Origin of the sequence: Alishewanella sp. SMS8 (genome assembly GCF_030737935.1) — a bacterium.
In the GTDB taxonomy this organism is placed as follows: domain Bacteria; phylum Pseudomonadota; class Gammaproteobacteria; order Enterobacterales; family Alteromonadaceae; genus Alishewanella; species Alishewanella maricola.
Window position 1 is genome coordinate 434,631 of the sequence record NZ_JAPJEA010000001.1, and the last position, 19,658, is coordinate 454,288.

Consider the following 19,658-nt stretch of genomic DNA (forward strand, 5'->3'; position numbering starts at 1 on the left):
TCCAACGTGATCGACATTTCTGCAGAACAACTAGGCTTTGGCATCGCGACAATAAGCTATTTAATCTTTGCACTATTGATATTAACCACCAAAAGTAATTCGGTTCAGCGAGGCCTATTGTTTGCTTTTAGCGTCGTTAGTGTAGTTTGGGCGGGTTATTATGCTTGGTCATTGCAACTTCCCTACGTCAATTCCGGATCTTACCTTGTAGAAAATAGTCGCAATCTGCTGTTATCACTGTTCTTACTTGCCGCACTTAAACATCACGGAGAGTGGCAAAACTTTTTTTTGAATAAATCGGTTATCGCAACTCTACTCGGCTTTGTACTGTGGACTGCCGTTGGCTTAAACCACTGGATGAGTCAGCATCTTATTTATGTGGGTAATTTACTTATTGCTATACTGCAACTGGCTATTTTAGAAGCGATTTACCGTAAAACAAATGTACAACAACGCTGGCAGTTTAAACCCCTGCTGATTGCCTTAGCGGTATGCATACTGTTTGATTTTGTGTTGCTTGCGGAATCGGCGTTATTTGCCCGAATAGACTCACACCTTTGGCAAGCTCGTGGCTTTATTTTTACGTTGATGATCCCGTTTTTAGTTATCGCTATTCGGCGCATCGAAGCATGGGGCATTAATGTCTATATTTCACGAGATATTGTTTTACAAAGCACTTTAGTGATGGCCGCAGGGGTATACCTGCTATTACTTGCCATTACAGGCTTTTATTTACGCTACATTGGCGGTAGTTGGTCTGAGTTACTGCAAACCAGTTTTATTGTGCTCGGTTTTGCTTTAATGCTACTGCTGGTGTTATCTGGCACTATCCGCAGGCGCTTAAAAGTTTTTATTGAAAAACATTTTTTTGCCAATAGTTTTGATTATCGTGAAAAGTGGTTGGCGCTAACCAGTGGCTTAAAGCAAATTGATATTAGCCATGTCGATCGCCATCACAAAATTTTGCAAGTATGGTTACAAAGCATTAATTACGGCCAAGGAGCCATTGTGCAATATCGACCGCAAGGCGAGTTAAAAATATTGGCACTGCATGGTAGAGCCCCCTTAACTGAAGCTGAGGTTACGCTATTACAGCGTTATCAAAGCCAATACGCCAACCAAAACTGGCAGATTGATTTAACAGAGCCGCAAGGGGCATTAACGGCTGATTTAGCAAAAGATCAGCTGAAACTGCAATTGCTGCTGCCTATTCGCACTAAAGCAGGCCTTTGGGGCGTTTGTATTATGCAGGCGGGCGCCGAGCAAAAGCTAAAATTAAACTGGGAGCTGCGGGATTATCTGTCTGTGGTATCAGAGCAAATTGCTACCCTGCTGTTGCTGATGCAGCACAGTGATAAGCTCAGTGAAAATGCGCAGTTTATTGCTTTTAGCCGTATGTCTGCTTTTGTAGTACACGATTTGAAAAATGTAAAAGCACAGTTAGATTTAACCTTACGCAATGCCCAAAAGCACCGGCACAACCCTGAATTTATTGATGATACCTTCAGTACTTTAGAGTCGATGCAACAACGCTTAGATAATATGCTGTTGCAACTGACCACGAAGCAATCCAACGAGCGCCCGCAGCGCAGCTTCTCGGTAGCAGAAATAATCAGCCAAGTTATTGAGCAACGCTGTGCGGTAAAATCACCACAACCAGAACTGATTGTTCGGAAAGATTGTCAGCTAATGTTAGACCAACACCGCTTTGCGAATGTGATGTTTCACTTATTAGATAATGCCCAGCATGCCACGCCGTCTACTGGAAGCATAAAGGTGTATATGCAAACAACATCGACCGATTTGTTGCTGAATATTTGCGATACTGGCTGTGGTATGAGCGCTGATTTTATTGAACATCGGTTGTTTAAACCTTTTGACACGACAAAAGGCAATGCAGGCATGGGCATTGGCGTGTACGATGCACAAGTTTTTATTGAGCAAGCAGGTGGTTCAATCAAAGTCAGTAGCACCATAGGTGAAGGAACTACTTTTAGTATCCATCTTCCTTTACAATCGGAAGTAGACGAAGAAGAAACCACTTACCTCTCAGCGCAAGGAACGTTATAGCCATGAAAACAGTATTGGTAATTGAAGACGATCTCGGGATCCAAAAACAATTAAAGTGGAGCTTGAGCGATTACGAATTAGTTTTTGCTGGTGATCGGCAACAAGCGATGACACATCTTAGACGCTACGAGCCCTCGGTTGTTACCCTTGATTTAGGCTTACCTCCGGATCCGACAAATGCGACCGAAGGCCTAGCATGTTTATCTGAAATTTTAGGCACAGCGCCCGATACTAAGGTTATAGTGTTAACCGGTAGTACCGATAATAGCCATGCCCTGCAAGCTATTGCTCTGGGTGCCTATGATTACTATCAAAAACCGATTGATGCCGATGTACTTAACATCATTTTACAACGCGCCTTTAAGCTCACTGAGCTAGAAAAAGAGAACAAAGCGCTAAAAAACAACTCGCAGCAACAGACGGATATTTTAGGCAACAGCGAGGCAATGATCAAAGCTTGTCGTGTGGTTGAGAAAATAGCCCCGACTGAAATCACCACGCTATTATTGGGTGAGAGCGGCACGGGTAAGGAAGTGTTTGCGCGCACCATACATAAGCAAAGCGCTCGCGCCGATAAACCCTTTATTGCCATTAACTGTGCCTCTATTCCAGAAAACCTGCTTGAAAGCGAATTATTTGGCTATGAAAAAGGCGCTTTTACCGGCGCAGTTAAAACTACCCTTGGTAAAATTGAATGCGCTAATGGCGGTACCTTGCTGCTTGATGAAATTGGCGATATGCCTTTAAGCTTACAAGCTAAAATGCTGCGTTTTTTGCAAGAGCGTGTTATTGAGCGTGTTGGTGGCCGCAGTGAAATTGAAGTGGATGTACGGGTTATTTGCGCAACGCACCGCGATTTACAAGAGATGGTCAGCCAACAAACCTTCCGAGAAGATCTCTTTTATCGGGTGAGTGAAATCATCCTGCGTATCCCGCCACTGCGTAGCCGTGGTCACGATATTATTTTAATCGCTAAAGCGTTATTGCAGCGCTTTAATGAAGAATACCATTCTAATGTACAAGGCTTCTCTGAGCAGGCTACCAAGGCCATGCTGTCGCATAGTTGGCCTGGCAATATTCGTGAATTGCAGAACAAAGTGAAATCTGCGGTGATCATGGCAGAGTCAAAGCAAATTGATGCCGAAGATTTAGGCTTAGTTGCCCCGAATGGCAATATTAAGATGCAAACTTTACGGCAAATGCGCGAAGACGTTGAAACTCAAGCGATCCGCCAAGCCCATTTGATGACCGAAGGTAACTTATCTAAGGCTGCTGATCTTTTAGGCATTACTCGCCCCACACTGTATGCCTTAATTGAAAAGTATAAAATGTACGATTTACGTAGCACGGATACAGAAACTTAAAACAGTATCGCTTCTTAATGGCCCCAATTTTCAACTGTTGCGTTATATAGTGACACCGCAATAAAAAATCCCCCGCAGTCATTAAGGCTTAGGGGGATTTTTTTGGGTAGCTCGGCAATCAAAGCCAACTTCAACCCATTTCACATATTAACTAAAGAAATGCCACCAACCCAACCAAGCTGCACCTGCTAAAAACACCAATAGCAATGGCAAACGCCATGGGCTAGGTTTTTCTGCATAGGGATCGCTTAAGCTGCGTTTCGCGCCAGCAGGCAATTTCGCGACACCAGTTAAAGACGCACCAAAAGGTACGTTGATTTTGGCGCGGGTGTTTACCGCCCAACCATTAGCATCTAATAGTGGCCCCACATTACGCCGACGTAATGTTAGATAAGCCAAAATCATCGACGGTGTTGAAATCAGCAACATCACTGCCGCCAGTACGAGCGGTATTTGCCACCATGCTAACGAAAACAAACCGGCAACCACCGCAGCTAAAGCGGTACCTAAAGCACCTAAAGCTAAACCAATAGCGGCAAAGATACCGGCAAACTTCGCAATATCAAAGCTACTGGCCACCGCCGTGGGGGAAGCGGCACTACTGCTGGTTTTACTTTCGATATCTTTATCACGCGAGGCAGCAAATTTTTGCACTTGCGATTCAATAAAGGCCGCTATGCGGCGATACGGTGACCAAAACGCTTGCGGAATACTGACCGGTTGCGCTACCACTTTGGTGACACTGGCACGCCAATCTCGGCCTTGGCGATCATAGAAAATACCGTTACGGCCTGGCACCATTAATTCATCGACGTCACCGTTAGTCAGTGCCGCAACAATATTGATGGGTTTTTCACCTTGGCGCACACAGGTGCAGTACACCAAATAACAGCCGCTAAAAGGTGCCATAGAAGCGTGTCGCGCTGGATCGGCTACGCGCATCACTAATTCACAGCTACGTTGATCCAAGTAAAGCGTACCTGCTTGGAAGATCGCTTTTGAATCGCCATGATAAAAATCGCTAAAAGTCACGAAGTTGCGCAGTAAGGTCACGAGGTTTTGTTGATAACGCGTTAGCTTTTCCAGTGCTAATAAGTTATCGGCAAAAGTACTCGCGGCTAAATCATCGGCGATCAGTTGTTCTAATTGCGCTTTAAAATCACTGGCTAGCAGTTCGTTAATGCGATCTAAACCTAAGTCATGCACCGCAGTAGCTGGGCGCGCGGCTTGCCAATTACGCCAGGCCGCCAGTTGAGCGGATACCTTGCGCCAATCGGCGTGGTTTAATTCAGCGTAATCGCCACCTAACAAAGGTTGTAATACGCTGCTGGTTAACGCAGCAATTTGTGTTTGCCATGCTGGGTTAATGCCATCTACCAAAGGTAAAGCCCGATCTGCTGCAATTTCAGATAAGGGTAATGAAGCAATATCACTGTCTTGCTCGGCAATAACCCGATTGGCTAGGCCGTCGTACATAGACGTTAACGGGTTTAAATTATCACTGGCACGGCCATCAAAGGCGGCGAGTTGGCAACGCACAAAGTAGTCGTCAATTTTCGCTTGCACTTGCTCAAATACTGCAACGGCCGCTGCGGTGTTTTCAGCCAGCGGGCACAGTAAACCTTGTTCATTGGCATAGGCCGCATGCCAGTCTTGCACGGCTTGTAGCTGTGCCCAAAAACTTGTTACGGTATCCTGTGTTACGCCCATTCCACCACTGCGATCGGCTACGCCACCTTGTGTGCTGATGATCTCAGCAATACACTGCTGTAGCGCTGCATCACTGGTCAGCTCAGGCATAATGACACCGTCACCATTACAGTGATTGGGTGAGAACAACTGGCTGGTGTTGGTTAAGTCGGTTACCTGGATCGGTTGATCTGCCGGGATCTGCAAATAAGCCATGACTTTTTCGGCGGCATGATAAATGCCCTCGCCTTCAGCATCCGCTTTAGAAATACTGGCGAGCGGTAAACCAGGCTGAGCAAACATAACACTGGCATCGGTTAACCGCTGACAACTCCAGCTTACTGCGCTAAGAATTTCAGGCACGCGGATCTGGCCATCGCCGTCATTGTCCATCAGCGCCAAAGTGCGCTCATCAAACTCTAAGCCCGTAGTCGGGCAATTCAGTACTGTCCAAAGTTTTGGATTAAGCTCGCCTAAGTGGAGTAAATCGGCGGCGGTTTCAATGGAGACTTGATCAAAACCGCCAGAGCGGAAAAAACGCCATTGATGTGAAGTGGTGTTGGTAGTCAAAATACCTTTCCTTGTATAGATAATATGCATAAAAAAGCATAAGCGACTCTGCTTGTTTTTGCTAATAAAAAAACAGTATTGCTCTAATAAAGTATTTAAGCATTTATGTCACAAGCATTATTGTGCAGTATTTAAGCACTACATCACTTTGCCAAACAGCAAAACTACTATATTATGCGCCACCTTTTCTTGCCGAGGCGGCGATCCATGATTTCGTCTAATGCGCTCTACACAGATTTATCGGCCTATTACGATGTGCTTTGTGCCGATATTAATTATCAACAGCAAAGCCAAGCTATCGCGCGGATTGCCGGGTTATTTGGAAATGGTGGCAAGCAGCATGTTGATTTGGCCTGTGGTACCGCGCCGCACATTTGGCATTTGCTGCAACAAGGTTTTCAATGTACGGGGTTAGATTTGAACCAGCCGATGCTCGATCTGGCGGCCATTCGTTGCCCAGATGCGCAGTTTATGCAACAAGATCTGTGTTACTTTCAGCTGGCCGAGCCAGTGGATTTGATCACTTGTTTACTTTACTCCATTCATTACAGCGCCAGCCTAGCTGGTTTACAAAGCTGCTTACGTCACGTGAGCCAAGCACTGCGCCCCGGCGGTCTGTTTTGTTTTAATGCAGTTGATAAAGATCGCATAAGCAATCAATTATCCGCTTCACATAGTCGTGAATATCAGCAAAGTCGTTTTACCTTTGCCTCGTCGTGGTATTACTCTGGGCAAGGTGAGCAACAAGCCCTTAATTTACACATCAGCCGAGAAACCGCAGGGCACACCGAGCAATGGCAAGACAGCCATACCATGGTCGCCGTTAGCTTTAATGAGTTACTGGCGCTGCTCGCGCCCTATTTTGAAGTGCATGTGTTAGAGCATGATTATCAACGCATTCAGCCCTGGGATCAGCAAAGTGGTAATGCACTGTTTGTGTGTGTGAAGCGTTAAAACCAACGCAACGGTCATACAAGCGGCGGCTTAACCTGCTACATTAACGGCTTGAATGTTTTTTAGGAATACCGCCATGCAAGTGGTTATTTTAGCTGATGCGGCCGCTGTTGCTGATTATGGCGCGGCGGTATTTAAACAACAGTTAGCCAAAAAGCCAAACTCGGTGCTCGGTTTAGCCACCGGCTCGACCCCCTTAGCACTATATCAACGCCTCATTGCCGCTTATCAAGCCGCCGAATTATCCTTTGCTCAGGTCACAACCTTTAATCTCGATGAATACCTCGGTTTAGCGCCCGAGCACCCGCAAAGTTATCGTGCTTTTATGCAGCAACACCTATTTGCGCATATTGATATTAACCCTGAACATACTCACGTGCCGCTGGGCGCAGCGGCAGATCCTTGGCAAGCCTGCATGGATTATGAGCAGCTTATTAAGTCTGCAGGCGGTATTGATTTGCAGCTATTAGGGTTAGGCCGCAATGGTCATATTGGCTTTAATGAACCAACATCCTCATTACAGTCGCGTACTCGGATTAAAACGTTAACCGCACAGACCATTGCCGACAATGCGCGTTTTTTTAAGGCAGCCGAGTATCAACCGCATTTGTCGATCACGATGGGTATTGGCACCATTTTAGAAGCAAAGAAGATTATGCTACTTGCCACTGGCAGTGCTAAAGCGCCAGCCGTGCGGGCGTTAGTTGAGGGGCCACTGAGTGCAGTTTGCCCTGCCTCCGCCTTACAACTGCACCCACAAGCCATTATTGTGGTTGATGAAGCAGCGGCCTCAACGCTACAGCACCAAGCATTTTATAGGCATATTGCCAAAGAAACCGCGGCGTTATATCAGCGATTTCAACGACAGCCCTAGTCGCCAGCAATCGTTAACCGGCGGCCCACTGTCGCCATTTATGGCCTTTAAAGGCATAAAATAAGATAAACAGATAACAAGGCAGTAATAACCAATAAGCTTGTTGGTTACTGCCACTTTGCTCCGCCAGGTAACCATAAGTTAACGGCAACACCGCCCCACCAGCAATGCCCATAATCAATAGCGCTGAGCCTGTCGCTGTTAATTTACCTAAACCTTCTAAAGCCAGAGGCCACACGGCTGGCCAGACTAACGCATTGGCTAAACCTAACAAGGCTAAAAACATTACTGAGTCAGGCACGGTGGCAAAACCTAACCAGCCAATCAGCACGCTTGATAACCACTGGCTATCGGTTGAAGCAAAGATCACCCCCAAACTAAAGCCAATTCCGCTTAATGCTGAGATTTGTAAAGCGCGAGCTTGGCTTAACCAGCGAGGGATCAATACCACACCTAGCACGTAGCCCAGCACCATAAAACTCATGGTATAAGACGTTAACACACCAAAATGACCAACGGCTAAATGCTTACCATAAAGTGCAATGGTATCACCGGCGATCACCTCTACCCCGACATAACAAAACAATGCCAGCACCCCAAATACCAACTGTGGCTTTGCCAATACTGCGTGTAAATGATTGCTGTCACGCTGAGTCGCGGTCTCGCTAGCGGGTAATTCAGGTAAGGGGGCAAAACCGATAAAAAACGCTAATAGCAATAATGCGCCCGTCATATAAAGATAAGGTAGCACTAAGCGCTCTGATAACGTGGCTAATTGCACTTGCTGTTCTACCTCAGACAATTTAGCCAAGGCTTCGGCAGAGAACTGATCGATATTACTCAGCACCATAGACGCAAATACAAAGGGAACAATGATACCGGCTGCTTTATTGACTATGCCCATAATACTGATGCGCATGGCAGCACTTTCGCGCGGGCCAATACAGACGATATAAGGGTTGGTCGCCGTTTGTAAAATCGTTAAGCCGGTACCCAAGGTAAATAATGCCAATAAAAATAACGGATACCAGGCGCTTTGTGCCGCAGGGATAAATAATAAAGCGCCAACGGCCATAATCAGTAAGCCCGCTAACATACTCTTTTTATAACCCAGTAGATTTAATAAAAACGACATGGGTAAAGCCATTACCGTGTAGGCAATATAAAAGGCGGTGGTAACAAAAAAGGCTTGAAACTCGTTTAACTGACAAACAATTTGTAAAAAGGGGATCAGCGCACCATTAAGCCAAGTAACAAAACCAAACACAAAGAACAAGATGCCGATAATTAACATCGGGCCTAGCGTTGAAACGGTCGAGGGTGTGCGCAAAGACTTATCCATCATATTTCCTGCGAACTGTATAAGGTTAGTGTTTAGTGTTTAGTGTTTAGTGTTTAGTGTTTAGTGTTTAGTGTTTAAATAATGAGCCTGACCTGCGATCCAGCAGCCTTCTACCTCTAAATCACCATTCAGTAAGGTAAAATCGGCCCGATAACCTGGCAGCAAACGGCCATATTGCTGCTCGATCCCCAGCGCTTGCGCCGGATAAAGCGACGCCATGCGCAGTGCTTCATCCAATGCCACACCTAGTGTTGTCACGGCATAGCGTACCGCCGACGACATATCTAATACAGAACCGGCTAACGCGCCCGCTTCATTGGTCAGCTTATTGCCTTCGCGGCGTACTATACCGTCAAAAAAAGCAAATTCGCTTTCGGTCGTGCCCACCGGCGACATCGCATCGGTGACTAACACCACTTTACCCGTCGGCTTGGCTAATAACGCCAGTTTTGCGGCAATCGCATCAATATGTAAGCCGTCGAGAATAATGCCACACCAACTATCGGCATCTGTTAGTGCTACCCCAACCATACCAGGTTGGCGCGAAGTAAAGGCTGACATCGCATTGTATAAATGGGTAAAGCCATTGGCCCCGGCTTGAAGTGCCTGCTGCACCGTCGCGGCATCGGCATTGGAATGGCCGAGCCAAACATGGCTTCCACTGGCCTTTAATGCTTGAATTTGTTCTGGAGAAACATTTTCAGGAGCCACGGTGAGTAAACGACATCCTAAATCGGAACGCTGATAGAGCGCCAGCTCAGCGGCCGTTAAAGCACGAATATGTTGCTGCGGATGCACGCCTTTTTTCGGTACCGATAAATGAGGCCCTTCAAAATGGACGCCCAAAATGCCCGCTTGTTGCTGGCTTAGTGCATCAGCAATAGTGGTGGCAGCCTGTTGCATCACGTTTAAACTGTCGGTGATCACCGTCGGTAGCATGGCGGTGGTGCCAAACTGAGCATGCGCTTGTACCATGGTGTGCAAGGTTTCGCGAGTGGGTGCGGTATTAAATAAAGCGCCGCCGCCGCCGTTAACCTGCAAATCAATAAAGCCTGGCACTAACATCCCGGCTAACACCTGACCACTCGCCGCTTGGATCTGACTGATCCGCCCCTGCGCTAACAGCACTTCTACATTATGATGCCAATTTGCACCGTCGAATAATTGAGCCACCGCTAAGCGCTGCATTGTGCTTCCTTTTTTCTGAGAGTTTGCGGCATCGAGGTTAAATGAGGCCTCTAGCACAAGCTGATAGCGCAAAATAACGCTGTGTTAGCTTCAGTGCAATGGCTTTTTTGTTAAGTATGACATTACGCAAAGGCAGGCAGACCTTTGCTGTTGCAGTAAGAATCGTCTAATCTGGTTTATGACACAAACATATAAATGATATTTAGTTATTAATTGCCACTCGACCTGCATGAGCAAAACCCGCTACACAACGACGCTGTGGCGCTAGGATAAATAAATCGCCATTTTGCCCAAGCAATTGTTGGCGCACACCCGCGAGCTTCGCAACTTGGGCATTTGCCTGCATATGCGCGGTTTCACCGTGCACCGGCACAGCAATCTCGGGTTGTACATAACGATAGAGCAGATCCAGCTCACCTTGGTTGGGATGCCCAGATACGTGGATGGGCAATAAAGTATCGGCTTGTTGTAACACCTGCACTTTTTTGGCTTTTAATTTATCGACCATTCGAGAAATCAGCATTTCATTGCCGGGGATCAGCATAGCGCTGAAAATCACCAAATCATCAGGCTCTAATAATAATTGCCGATGCCGATCTTCTGCTAACTTGGTTAACGCGGCTTTGGGCTCGCCTTGACTGCCGGTGGCGACCACTAACACTTCCTCGGGCGGTAAAAAGCCCACATGCTCGTTGGCTATCAGTGGAATATCCTCTGGCCAAAAGCCACATTGCCGCGCCGCGCCTACCATGTTTTCCATGGCGCGGCCAAATAGCGCTAAATAACGGCCGCTTTGCTTGGCGATGCGCCCTAAGCTAATTAAACGCCCGATATTGCTACTAAAACCGGTCACCACCACTCGGCGTTTAAACGGTTGGATCACCGTTAATAAGGCTTGGTAACAGGCCGTTTCAGATAACGAAAAACCACTTTTTAAGGCATTGGTTGAATCACATACCATCGCAGTAATGCCCTGCTTGGCTAAGCGTTTAAACACTTGCGGTTTAAAGGCTCGGCCTAAAATCGGTGCCGCATCCATTTTCCAATCGGCGGTATGAAACACTTTACCGGCGGCAGTGGTGATCAGCAGCGCCTGCGGCTCTGGAATAGAATGGGTGATATTCAGCCAATTAACCACAAAAGGCCCACATTGACAGGTGCCGCCCGGTGGTATTTCTATAATGGGCATATCCGCTGATAAACCCGAGCGGGCAATTTTGCGGCGTAAAATTTCTGCGGCAAAGGGCGTGCAATACACGGGCGCTTGCAAGCGTGGCCACAAATACGGCAAGGCACCAATATGATCTTCATGGGCATGTGTAATGATAATGGCGCAAAGACGTTCGCGCTGCTGACTAATAAAGGCAGGATCAGCAGCCTGCACTTCAGCCGTTAATGTCTGCGTGGTAGGCTGCAGCGGGTTGTAAAAAGTCACACCACAATCGACCATCAACCATTGCCCGTCATGACCGTATAAATTCAGGTTCATGCCAATTTCACCACAGCCACCCAGTGGTAAAAACCATAATTCTTTGGCGCTGGGTAACCGCTCTGCCACTACTGCGTGCGTCAAAATAGCCTCGTGTAAAATTGCTTAGCGCTAAAGTGCTCACTAATATCACTTTTTTAGCTTTAGCTGCTTTAAAAGCCCAATCATAAGGCATTAGATACGTCAAATATACGAAAATGGCTCGCTTTCATGGGTATCGCTGTTAAACCCCGTTAATTTTTTACCTTTTAGTATTAAATGATCCTACTTTGGTTCTGTCTTAATAAAATCTTAAGGTTCGGTATTTAAATTGGTCATAGTTTCGTTTACTAAGGCCACCTTATGACTCAGTTCGCTGCTCTTAACGCTTTGCCCCGCCCTTTTTTTGGCGATTGTTTGGCGCTGCAAAGCAGTAAATTGACATTGCATACAAGGCACAGCGCCGATCGCGCTGAGATAGAACAGTTTATTCAACAGCAATTTCGGCAACACCATCAAGCCGACATCAATTTTTTTATGCCGGTGCTACTGAGCTTGCACTGCGCCGGGCAATTAACCGCCGTGGTGGGTTTAACGGCCGCCGCTACGCAACCCTTGTTTTTAGAACAATATTTACCGGCACCAATTGAACAAGTTTTAAGTGCTCAACAGCACATTGAGGTACCACGCCAACACATTTTAGAAGTAGGTAATTTGGTCGCCAGTCGCAGTGGCAGCAGTTTGTTATTGATGGTGGTATTAAGCGAACTGATCATAGCATCGCCTTACCAATGGATCGCCTTTACCGCGACCAGTGAAGTGCAGTCTTTATTAAGTAAATTGCATTATCAACCGCTGGCTTTGGCCCCTGCCGATGTGAGCAAATTAGCCGACAACCCCACAGGCTGGGGCCGCTATTATCAAAAACAACCTACCGTTATGGCAGGGCATGCGTTACCGGCAATAGCCAGTGCGCAACAACTGACCCGCTATCAGCTGATCAAACGGCTATTTTCCGAGCAAATTACACAGATCAGTACCGAACTTAACCTATTGGAGCACTCTTATGCTTAATACCGTGCCCGTGTCGCATGCTCAGTTGCTGCAATTTGCCGATCGCATCGCTTTAGACGATGGCGAACAACAACTCAGTTATCATGAGTTGGCTTTGCAAGTGTCGATCCTTAGTGCGTGGCTGGTTGCCTCGCCGTATCAACGCATTGCGATTAGCGGTGATAACAGTATCGCCTGGGTCATTGCCGATCTGGCGTTAGCACAAGCGAATAAAATTGCCATCCCTGTACCAGTGTTTTTCTCATCTCAGCAGCAACAATTTATGTTGGCTGAAGCCGGTGTTGAATTAGTACTACAAACACAAGCCACTGAACAAAGCCAGCCAACGGTTATTGACGGCTTGTGGGCAAAGCGCCTTAACCCTGTCGAACATCATGCTACTAGCATGCCGATCAGCAGTGGCAAAATTACGTTTACCTCGGGCACCACCTCAACCCCAAAGGGTGTGTGCCTAAGCTGGAAACAACAAGCCGCCACCTGCGATGGCTTACAACAAGCCTTAGCCGAGCAGTTTAGCGGGGCGCCTCAGCTGCATTATTGCTTATTGCCCTTGGCCACTTTATTAGAGAACGTAGCAGGCGTGTATTTGCCGCTGCGTTTAGGGCAGCGCGTTTTAATGCTTAGCGCCGCTAAAACCGGCCTAGCTGGCAGCTCGGGTTTAGATTTACCGACTTTTATTGCCAGCTTATTGCAATATCGACCAGCCAGTTTGATTTTAACGCCGCAGCTGCTACAAGCATTACTGCTGATCTGCCGGCAGCATCCTGAGCTAAGCCGTACCTTTCGCTTTATCGCCGTAGGCGGTGCCCATTGTGCCAAAGCTTTGCTAACTCAGGCGGCAGCGCTGAAGTTACCGATTTTTCAAGGCTATGGTTTATCGGAAGCGGGCTCTGTTGTCGCGTTAAATTTACCACAACAGCAACGTCAAAACAGTGTGGGTAAACCCCTACCCCATGTTGCTGTACGTGTGCGTCAGCAACATATTGAAGTGAATGGCCAGCTTTTTAGTGGTTACCTTGGTGAAATGCCACGCGATCCAGAGGCGTGGTTAGATACCGGCGATCTCGGTTATCTGGATGAAGACGGTTATTTGGTGATCCAAGGGCGCAGCAAACATCTGCTGATCAGCAGTTATGGTCGAAATATTTCGCCAGAATGGCTCGAAGCAGAATTACAAAGTTGTCCCGCCATTGCTCAGGCGATGGTGCTTGGAGATGCCAAGCCTTGGTTAAGTGTGGTGCTAACACTTCGCGCTAATGCCAGCAAGCAGACTTTACAACAGCAATTAAGCCAACTTAATACGCAATTACCTGATTATGCGCGTCTGCGAACGGTGCTGGTGATAAACACGCCTTTTACCCAAGCGAATCAGCAACTAACCGCCAATGGCCGATTGCGCCGCCAGCCGATTATTGAGCAGTATCAAACTGCCATTGAGCAGCTATATCAGCAACAACCCGATCCACTTATTCCAACCATTATGGCAGTCGCTGCCAAAGAGGAGTTAACTTATGAGTTTTTTTAACACACTAATGGCACAAACCAGCAATGAGCGGCAATACTTGTTATCCGCACCGTTGATCCAGCGCTGTTTAGCCGATCAAAGCTTTACTTTAGCTGAGTATCAGGCGTTTTTAACCGAAGCCTACCACCACGTTAAGCATACTGTGCCCTTGTTGATGGCTGTAGGCAGCAGACTGCGTAGCGACCAAGAATATTATCGCGAAGCCATTGCCGAATATATTGAGGAAGAATTAGGGCATCAAGAGTGGGTGTTAAACGATGTTGCCGCCTGTGGTGTGGATAAAGAGAGCGTACGACATGGCCAACCTCGCCTAGCAACCGAGTTAATGGTGGCTTATGCCTACGACACCGTGCTGCGCAAAAATCCGTTAGCGTTTTTCGGTATGGTATTAGTGCTTGAAGGCACCAGTGTTAATTTGGCCACACAAGCAGCAGACATTATTCAAAAGCAATTGGGCTTACCGAATAAAGCCTTTAGTTATTTGCGTTCACACGGCAGCTTGGATATTGAACATCTGACGTTTTTTGAAAAGTTAATGGACACCATTACCGATAGCGCTGATCAAGCTGCCATTATTCATGCTGCAAAAGTATTTTATCAGTTGTATGGCAATATCTTTCGCAGTATCGAAAACGCCCCATCTCAGCAGGAGGCCGCATGACATTACAGGCTAAAGCCGTCTTATTAACCGGTGCCAGTGGCGGGATTGGTCAGGCTTTAGCACAGCAACTGGACCAAGCAGGCGCAACCCTCTGGTTAACCGGTAGAAACGAAACAGCATTACAGGGCTTAGCCGCTAAACTCAGTCGGCCAGCGCATATTGTCATCGCTGATCTTGCCAGTAGCGCCGGTCGACAACACCTGCTAGAGCGCTTAGGCACAAAGCCTTTAGATGCCGTGGTGTTTGCTGCCGGCACTAATCACTTTGCTTTATTGGGCGATCAAAATGCAGAGCAGCTAAGCCAGCTAATTAATACCAATTTACTGGCGCCAATGCAGCTAACACAGAGCTTATTGCCGCGATTAAGTGCCGACGCGCGCTTGCTGTATATTGGTTCAAGCTTGGGCGCCATCGGTTATCCCGGTTTTGCCGCCTATGGAGCCAGTAAGGCTGGCCTGCGCAGTTTTGCTCAAGCACTACGCCGTGAGTGGGCCGATAGCCCACGCCAAGTTTGTCATATCGCGCCACGAGCCACCCAAACCGAGATGAACAGCGCGGCGATGCAGCAAATGAATCAGCAATTAAAGGTTAAGGCCGATAGCCCCCAGTGGGTTGCCAGCCAAGTACTGCGGCAATTGCAAGCAACACACATGCACGATCAAGATTTAGGATATCCAGAAAAACTGTTTATCCGCATCAATGCTGTATTGCCGGGGGTGGTCGATAACGCCATTACTGGTCAATTACCGGTGATTAAACGCTATGCAAAACAGAATGTTAGCCAAGCGCTGACGACAGGAGAGGCTTTATGAACACTTATCAAACTTTACTCGTGAGTACCTTATTAAGCAGCGCCTTGTTATTCAGCGCGACCAGTAACGCCATTGAATTACCACAGCTGCAACAGCGTTGGGCCGAGATTAAATATCAACAAACCGGTAAGCAGCAAGAAAGCGCTTATCAAGCGTTATTAACTGAAGCCAGCGACGCCCGTGCCGAACACGCTAATGATGCGAATTATCTTATTTGGGAAGGGATTATTCGCTCAACCTATGCCGGTGCCGTGGGCGGTTTATCTGCACTCAGTGAGGTGAAAGCGGCACGCAAACTATTTGAACAAGCTATAGAGCTGGATGCCAATGCTCTAGATGGCTCGGCTTATACCAGCTTAGGCTCTTTGTATTATCAAGTGCCTGGCTGGCCTGTTGGCTTTGGTAGCGATAAAAAAGCCCGTGAATATTTACTCAAAGGTCTGGCGGTTAACCCTAACGGTATTGATGCTAACTATTTTTACGGTGATTTTTTACTGCAACAAAAAGACTATCAAGCCGCCATAGCCGCCTTTGAAAAAGCGTTAGCGGCACCGGATAGACCAGGCCGTGAGCAAGCCGATCTCGGCCGTCGCCAAGAAATAATGCAAGCCTTAAGCCTCGCGCAACAAAAGGCTAAATAACACGCTAAGCATTTTATAGTGTGTTTCATTCGCCATTATAAACATGGCTAACACGGGTTCTCGCTTGTAGCGAGAGCTCGTTAAGCCTATCTTAAGTGAATAATATTAATGTCTTGGCAGAATTAGCCAGCAGCAGGAGCAAGTTGATGCGTTTGTTATTAGTCGAAGATGATAAATTATTAGCGCAAGGTATTGTCACGGCGCTAAGCAAAGTCGGTTATCAATTGGAACACTGCCAAACCGGTAACCAGGCATTACAAGCGATTAATCACAGCGAATTTGACTTAATTATTCTCGATTTAGGCTTACCTGATGGCTTTTCTAAAACCGTTTTAGATAAATTACGCTCACAAAAACACACCTTACCGGTACTGGTGCTGACGGCCTTGGACCAGCTAGAAACCAAGCTGAGTTTACTCAATGCCGGGGCAGATGATTATATGATTAAACCCTTTGATGTGCGTGAGCTAGAAGCGCGGATCCGTGTACTGATGCGTCGGCAAAGCACGCGGCGACATGATGTGCTGACGGTGGGTAAAGTATCGCTAGATTTAGCCAATCATAGCTGTGACTTTGCCGGACAAGCGGTTAACTTAACGCGCCGCGAGTTTTTATTATTACAAGATTTCTTGCAGCATAAAGATCAAATTTTAACGCGCCAGCATCTAGAAGAGCTGAGCGTTGGTTGGGATGGTGATAACGAAAGTAACGCCATTGAAGTGCATATTCATAACTTACGCAAAAAACTGCAGCCAGAACTGATTAAAACCGTACGCGGTGTCGGTTATTTATTGCCAAGCAATTTATCTGAGTGATGTAACCCTCTTAATTAACTCATGAAACGGCCTAGCCCACATCGGGGTTAGGCCGTGTTTGCTTTCGCTAGCGGTTAACTTAGCTTTGCAGCGCCTTGCTAATCATCAGATCGATTAAGGCTTTTTGTGCTTTTGCGGCGTCATCAGCGCTGCGCGGTAACTTGCTGGCTTGAATGTTATTCAACTGCAACAAGGCGGCCGCTTTCGCCAGATTGTCATAGTCGCTTGGTTTTTCTAAACCGGCAGCGGCAATCAGGCGTTTCACATATTCCACTTGCAGGTTATGACTTACCGAAGTGGCTTTACGTGGGTCAACGAAGATGCTGTCGGTCAGATCTTTCATAAAGCGCGTTAAGCTGTATTCATTACCATAAAGAGCGGAGTCAGAAATACGCTGTAACACGGCTTTGTGCAAGATGTGATCTAGCACCGATTTTTGCATGCCTAAGATCATCTCATGCGCTTTAGGATCTAAGTTACGACCGCTATGCGTGAAGCCCCGACGTTGCTGTAATAACTGGCTGTATAACGGCTGCATTACCGCTAATACATCCGGCGCAAACACTTTTTCGCTCAGTAACTTCATCGCCGCTTGCTGCTGCGCTAATGGCACTGGTGTTAAAGGCTGCTTGTCGGTAGGGGCTCCCGCGACATTACGCTCAACATAAACCCCACCAATTTGCCGCGATACCACACCGGCTTGGCTGCGGTATTGGCTAAACAGCATGTTCGCTGAAGTGAGTAAGCGCTGATAAGAGTCGCCTTCGGTAACAGCGGTAGTTGATAGCTCTGCCATCATTTTCTCTAACAAACGCATGCGATCGGCCGCATAAACAACTGGTTCTGAAGACATATCGCCAATCATCACACGCGGGTCGATATGCCGACCTGGCGTACGCATATCATCCGCATCGTTACCAAAAGCTAAAGCTGCCTCAACTGAACGCGCTAAGATTTTCTCTAAACGCGCTTGTTCTGCCGCTGCATCATTTAACGCGGTGCTGTAACCATACTCAATGGCCCAATCATCATACGGGCCGGGCTTAGTTTGGAAAATATCGCCCTGCGCCATGCCTGGTGGGGCTATATTGATAGGCGTATAGTCCATCACCGAGCCAGTTAAAATCCCTTGGGTTTTGCTCTTGTCATGCACTTCTTTGGCATTCCACAAGTTAGAGGCGCGCATGTTGTGGTTTAGGCCCAGGGTGTGACCCACTTCGTGTAATACCAACTCCATTAAGCCTTGACGCATAATGTCGTTTTGTTCAATGTCTAAACCATTGCCTAAACTGGCCGCCATCACAAAACCTTCTTGTAATTGATGACCGGCAGAGCAATATAAACCATCGCTATGCTCGTGTGCGTCATTAGCACTTAGCTCACTAGCACGACCTTCGGTAAACAGCTTGTCGTAGATCCAGCGGTTTTTCATAAACACGTATTCAAGCATGATGTCGGCGCCTAAGATCTCGCCCGTTAACGGGTTAGCTAACGAGGGGCCATAACCGCCAAAAGGTGGCTGTGGTGACGAGGTCCAGCGTAATACGTTGTAATTGATATCGCCCGCATCCCAATCGGCATCATCCGGTTGAACTCGCACCTCAATAGCGTTTTTAATACCGGCTTTTTCAAACGCACTGTTCCATGCTAATACACCGTCTCTAACGGTATCGCGCCACTCTACTGGGGTGGTGTTCTCAATCCACCAAACGATCGGTTTAACAGGCTCAGATACCGCCGCTGACGGATCTTTTTTCTGCAGATCCCAACGGTGGATCACATCCCGAAACGGCGCCCAATCTTCTGACGTCATATTGTCAGCTTGGGTGGTGAAATAACCAATGCGTGCGTCGTCATAACGCGGCACAAAATTATTCTCAGGCAAAGCAATAAAAGAATGTTGAAACTTGATAGAAACAGAGCGCGGATCGCTTAAGGCATCGCTGCCACGTACGCCTGGGTTGCCGTCGGCGAACACATAATCAACGACTACATCAAGGTTATTCGGATAAGGACGATGCTGCACGATACGTGATTTTTTATCGTCTAACTTACCGACTTTAAACCGGTTTTTGGCATTGGGATCCTTTGGGTTAGCCCACGGCGATACTTTGGTTAAGTCTTCACTTAAAAATAGCTTGTCGGCTTTAACTAAAAACTTATCTTGCTGTTGCTTTTCAATTTTTAGCGTAGCTAGTACCGCTTCACTAATATTGGCATCCGCAGCGCGCGCTAAAGCACTGTTTGGGTCAAAGTAAAAACGTGGTGTTTTACTGATCACATCAATGCGATCAAAGTAACGGCGAAATTCAATCAGCTTGGTCCCCCGATACGAGCCACGGAAATGCCCAGCATCAGTCACCCCATCTAACGTTTTCGCGAAATATAAAAACGGTTTGTCGAGTTGTGCTTCGGTGATGCTCATTAAATGCTCACCGGTTTTTTCATCAACATACAGCGTAAATAAACCGTTTATCGCGGTTTTGTTGGCAATCATGCTGCTATAAGTTTGTTCTTTTTTCTCGGCAGCAGGTTTGGCATCTTGGGCAGCAATCGGCGCGGCCAATAAGGCCAGCGATACCGCAAGCGAGAGAATGGATTTATTCATTGA

Annotated in this window: 15 protein-coding genes; 10 read left to right on the forward strand and 5 right to left on the reverse strand. The window is 47.1% G+C overall.

What is annotated here, in order from left to right; genetic code table 11:
- Positions 1 to 6 precede the first annotated feature (6 nt).
- Both prsK and prsR read left to right on the forward strand, forming a co-directional pair.
- Positions 7 to 2,070, forward strand: coding sequence for an XrtA/PEP-CTERM system histidine kinase PrsK (gene prsK, locus ORJ01_RS01955; protein WP_306176785.1), 2,064 nt, complete (start codon positions 7 to 9; stop codon positions 2,068 to 2,070).
- A 2-nt stretch (positions 2,071 to 2,072) separates the two neighbouring features.
- A complete protein-coding gene (prsR, locus tag ORJ01_RS01960; RefSeq protein WP_306176786.1) occupies positions 2,073 to 3,434 on the forward strand; it encodes a PEP-CTERM-box response regulator transcription factor in 1,362 nt (453 codons plus the stop codon).
- Positions 3,435 to 3,581: 147 nt separating this feature from the next.
- On the opposite strand, the gene ORJ01_RS01965 is transcribed toward prsR, so the two are convergent.
- Positions 3,582 to 5,693 carry a hypothetical protein gene (locus ORJ01_RS01965; RefSeq protein ID WP_306176787.1) on the reverse strand — a complete coding sequence of 704 codons (2,112 nt, stop codon included), beginning with the start codon at positions 5,691 to 5,693 and terminating at the stop codon, positions 3,582 to 3,584.
- A gap of 210 nt (positions 5,694 to 5,903) precedes the next feature.
- On the opposite strand from ORJ01_RS01965, the gene ORJ01_RS01970 reads away from it, so the two are divergent.
- Positions 5,904 to 6,647 (forward strand): class I SAM-dependent methyltransferase, encoded by a 744-nt coding sequence (locus ORJ01_RS01970; RefSeq protein WP_306177512.1) that lies wholly within the window; start codon positions 5,904 to 5,906, stop codon positions 6,645 to 6,647.
- A gap of 76 nt (positions 6,648 to 6,723) precedes the next feature.
- Entirely contained in the window at positions 6,724 to 7,521 is a 798-nt protein-coding gene (gene nagB / locus ORJ01_RS01975; protein ID WP_306176788.1) for a glucosamine-6-phosphate deaminase, read from the forward strand.
- Positions 7,522 to 7,534: 13 nt separating this feature from the next.
- Here the strand turns inward: nagB and ORJ01_RS01980 are convergent, their stop codons facing one another.
- The 3 genes from ORJ01_RS01980 to ORJ01_RS01990 all read right to left on the reverse strand — a co-directional run bounded on the left by ORJ01_RS01980 (position 7,535) and on the right by ORJ01_RS01990 (position 11,540).
- Positions 7,535 to 8,863, reverse strand: coding sequence for a sugar MFS transporter (locus tag ORJ01_RS01980; protein WP_306176789.1), 1,329 nt, complete (start codon positions 8,861 to 8,863; stop codon positions 7,535 to 7,537).
- A gap of 60 nt (positions 8,864 to 8,923) precedes the next feature.
- Complete coding sequence (nagA, locus tag ORJ01_RS01985; RefSeq protein WP_306176790.1) at positions 8,924 to 10,051, reverse strand: N-acetylglucosamine-6-phosphate deacetylase; 1,128 nt, start codon at positions 10,049 to 10,051, stop codon at positions 8,924 to 8,926.
- Between the two features lie 202 nt (positions 10,052 to 10,253).
- A complete protein-coding gene (locus tag ORJ01_RS01990) occupies positions 10,254 to 11,540 on the reverse strand; it encodes a ribonuclease J (protein ID WP_306177513.1) in 1,287 nt (428 codons plus the stop codon).
- 342 nt (positions 11,541 to 11,882) lie between these two features.
- Here ORJ01_RS01990 and ORJ01_RS01995 point away from each other — a divergent pair, with 342 nt between their 5' ends.
- The 6 genes from ORJ01_RS01995 (at position 11,883) to ORJ01_RS02020 (ending at position 17,047) form a co-directional block, all read left to right on the forward strand.
- Positions 11,883 to 12,593, forward strand: coding sequence for a thermostable hemolysin (locus ORJ01_RS01995; protein ID WP_306176791.1), 711 nt, complete (start codon positions 11,883 to 11,885; stop codon positions 12,591 to 12,593).
- Entirely contained in the window at positions 12,586 to 14,118 is a 1,533-nt protein-coding gene (locus ORJ01_RS02000; protein WP_306176792.1) for an AMP-binding protein, read from the forward strand. Before ORJ01_RS01995 ends, ORJ01_RS02000 begins: the two co-directional genes overlap by 8 nt.
- A complete protein-coding gene (locus ORJ01_RS02005) occupies positions 14,105 to 14,779 on the forward strand; it encodes a TenA family transcriptional regulator (protein ID WP_226750794.1) in 675 nt (224 codons plus the stop codon). Before ORJ01_RS02000 ends, ORJ01_RS02005 begins: the two co-directional genes overlap by 14 nt.
- A complete protein-coding gene (locus ORJ01_RS02010) occupies positions 14,776 to 15,591 on the forward strand; it encodes an SDR family oxidoreductase (protein WP_306176793.1) in 816 nt (271 codons plus the stop codon). Before ORJ01_RS02005 ends, ORJ01_RS02010 begins: the two co-directional genes overlap by 4 nt.
- Positions 15,588 to 16,232 carry a tetratricopeptide repeat protein gene (locus tag ORJ01_RS02015; RefSeq protein ID WP_306176794.1) on the forward strand — a complete coding sequence of 215 codons (645 nt, stop codon included), beginning with the start codon at positions 15,588 to 15,590 and terminating at the stop codon, positions 16,230 to 16,232. The genes ORJ01_RS02010 and ORJ01_RS02015 overlap by 4 nt, the downstream gene beginning before the upstream one ends.
- 146 nt (positions 16,233 to 16,378) lie before the next feature.
- Positions 16,379 to 17,047: a response regulator transcription factor gene (locus ORJ01_RS02020; protein WP_306176795.1), complete on the forward strand. Its 669-nt coding sequence runs from the start codon at positions 16,379 to 16,381 to the stop codon at positions 17,045 to 17,047.
- 79 nt (positions 17,048 to 17,126) lie between these two features.
- Here ORJ01_RS02020 and ORJ01_RS02025 read toward each other — a convergent pair whose 3' ends face one another.
- Positions 17,127 to 19,655, reverse strand: coding sequence for a zinc-dependent metalloprotease (locus tag ORJ01_RS02025; protein WP_306176796.1), 2,529 nt, complete (start codon positions 19,653 to 19,655; stop codon positions 17,127 to 17,129).
- Positions 19,656 to 19,658 lie beyond the last annotated feature (3 nt).

What these genes read in the sequence shown, in the direction of transcription:
- ORJ01_RS01980 (WP_306176789.1), bottom strand. Translation starts at nt 8,863, where the DNA reads ATGGATAAGTCTTTGCGCACACCCTCGACCGTTTCAACGCTAGGCCCG.
- ORJ01_RS02010 (WP_306176793.1), top strand. Translation starts at nt 14,776, where the DNA reads ATGACATTACAGGCTAAAGCCGTCTTATTAACCGGTGCCAGTGGCGGG.
- nagA (WP_306176790.1), bottom strand. Translation starts at nt 10,051, where the DNA reads ATGCAGCGCTTAGCGGTGGCTCAATTATTCGACGGTGCAAATTGGCAT.
- nagB (WP_306176788.1), top strand. Translation starts at nt 6,724, where the DNA reads ATGCAAGTGGTTATTTTAGCTGATGCGGCCGCTGTTGCTGATTATGGC.
- ORJ01_RS02015 (WP_306176794.1), top strand. Translation starts at nt 15,588, where the DNA reads ATGAACACTTATCAAACTTTACTCGTGAGTACCTTATTAAGCAGCGCC.
- ORJ01_RS02005 (WP_226750794.1), top strand. Translation starts at nt 14,105, where the DNA reads ATGAGTTTTTTTAACACACTAATGGCACAAACCAGCAATGAGCGGCAA.
- ORJ01_RS02000 (WP_306176792.1), top strand. Translation starts at nt 12,586, where the DNA reads ATGCTTAATACCGTGCCCGTGTCGCATGCTCAGTTGCTGCAATTTGCC.
- ORJ01_RS01995 (WP_306176791.1), top strand. Translation starts at nt 11,883, where the DNA reads ATGACTCAGTTCGCTGCTCTTAACGCTTTGCCCCGCCCTTTTTTTGGC.
- ORJ01_RS02020 (WP_306176795.1), top strand. Translation starts at nt 16,379, where the DNA reads ATGCGTTTGTTATTAGTCGAAGATGATAAATTATTAGCGCAAGGTATT.
- ORJ01_RS01990 (WP_306177513.1), bottom strand. Translation starts at nt 11,540, where the DNA reads ATGAACCTGAATTTATACGGTCATGACGGGCAATGGTTGATGGTCGAT.
- ORJ01_RS02025 (WP_306176796.1), bottom strand. Translation starts at nt 19,655, where the DNA reads ATGAATAAATCCATTCTCTCGCTTGCGGTATCGCTGGCCTTATTGGCC.
- prsR (WP_306176786.1), top strand. Translation starts at nt 2,073, where the DNA reads ATGAAAACAGTATTGGTAATTGAAGACGATCTCGGGATCCAAAAACAA.